The 1,306-nt window shown below is 47.6% G+C and carries 2 protein-coding genes; one reads left to right on the forward strand and one right to left on the reverse strand.

Translation table 11 applies throughout. From position 1 onward, the window contains the following. Positions 1–231: 231 nt before the first annotated feature. On the reverse strand, positions 232–921 hold the full coding sequence (locus QLG07_RS02590) for a helix-turn-helix transcriptional regulator (RefSeq protein WP_191150126.1): 690 nt from the start codon (positions 919–921) through the stop codon (positions 232–234). Positions 922–1,019: 98 nt separating this feature from the next. Here QLG07_RS02590 and QLG07_RS02595 point away from each other — a divergent pair, with 98 nt between their 5' ends. Then, positions 1,020–1,247 carry a helix-turn-helix transcriptional regulator gene (locus tag QLG07_RS02595; protein ID WP_048918187.1) on the forward strand — a complete coding sequence of 76 codons (228 nt, stop codon included), beginning with the start codon at positions 1,020–1,022 and terminating at the stop codon, positions 1,245–1,247. The last annotated feature ends 59 nt before the right edge of the window (positions 1,248–1,306 follow it).

Below are 1,306 nucleotides of genomic sequence, written 5' to 3' on the forward strand. Positions count from 1 at the left end.
CTCGTTGTTAAAGAGCGCGACATCGTGTCGGTGGTGCGGTGCGTCCTGCTGATGGAGTTAATATTATGCGTACAGCGCAAATGCGTCAAGCGCATATTTTAGCGTGTGGCTGTGTTTTAGCATGATGTTTATGTATGCGCATGAAACAGAAGGGTATTTATTTTTTTTGCGGATATGCATTAGGCACAAAAAAACCCGCTCAAGGCGGGCTTTTATGCAGAAAGGGGAGGGTTAACCGTGGCGCCTGTATTGCTGTGACTGGCTAAGCATGACGCGCCCTGCAACATGGAGCATATCCATTTCTTCTTCCGTAATGGACCACTCGCGGTAGCGCGGGTTATCTGAGATAACTATCAGTTCGCTCTTCACCTTTTGCAGGCGCTTAACAAACATGTCCCCGTTAAAGTCGAAAACATAAATTCCATCTCCATCGAAGTTGCACACTGCGACATCGACAAAAATCAGATCGCCCGGCTCAATGGTTCCTTCCATGCTGTCGCCACGAACGTTGATCAGCTTCACTGAAGACTCCGGTCGATTCCCGAATATCACCCTTGCTTGGTCAGGCACATATTCAATGGATCTTATGACTTCAATAATATCTTTCGAGGGCGAACCATCTCCTGCGCTGGCTGAAACATCAAGCACATCAATCCTGTACACATCATCTCTCCCCTTTTTCTTAATGGAACTAATACTGTATGAATCTACAGTATCATTAGCCTCACTAGAAGAGAATAGCTCACTTACAGGAACTGAGAGGGCTGCGGCTATTTTATTCAGAAGCTGCTCACTGTAGCCCTGAACACCGCGTTCCAGGCGTGACAGGTTGCCCACGTCGCTTTCAACGCGTAGCGCCAGCTCATTGAGCGTCATCTTATTCGCTTTGCGAATCTGTCTAATCTTTTGGCCTATTTTCATGACGTACATCTAACCTTTTCTATGCGTCACGCGCAAAGCGCCTTGCGCAAATTTTCAGTTTCGCATATTATGCGTATAGCGCATTTAGGAGGTGCATTATGTCAACGCCATTACGGAAAATGCGTGTGCAGAAAAAACTGACAATCGCAGAGGTAGCCATCGCCACACAGCTTGACGTTGGAAACCTCAGCCGAATCGAAAGGGGAATGCAGGTTCCCTCTCTGGAGACGGCAGAGAAATTGTCTCGGTACTTCAAAGGGAAGATTACCGAAATGCAGATTCTGTACCCGCAGCGATACATGAAGGCTGCTGACACGGCAGCTTAAGTTTCACCGCTCTTTAAAACTCTGAACCGCTCTGCCGCTTGTAGAGCAACCAATGCGAC

Source organism: Erwinia sp. V90_4, from assembly GCF_029967685.1.
Lineage (GTDB): Bacteria > Pseudomonadota > Gammaproteobacteria > Enterobacterales > Enterobacteriaceae > Erwinia > Erwinia aphidicola.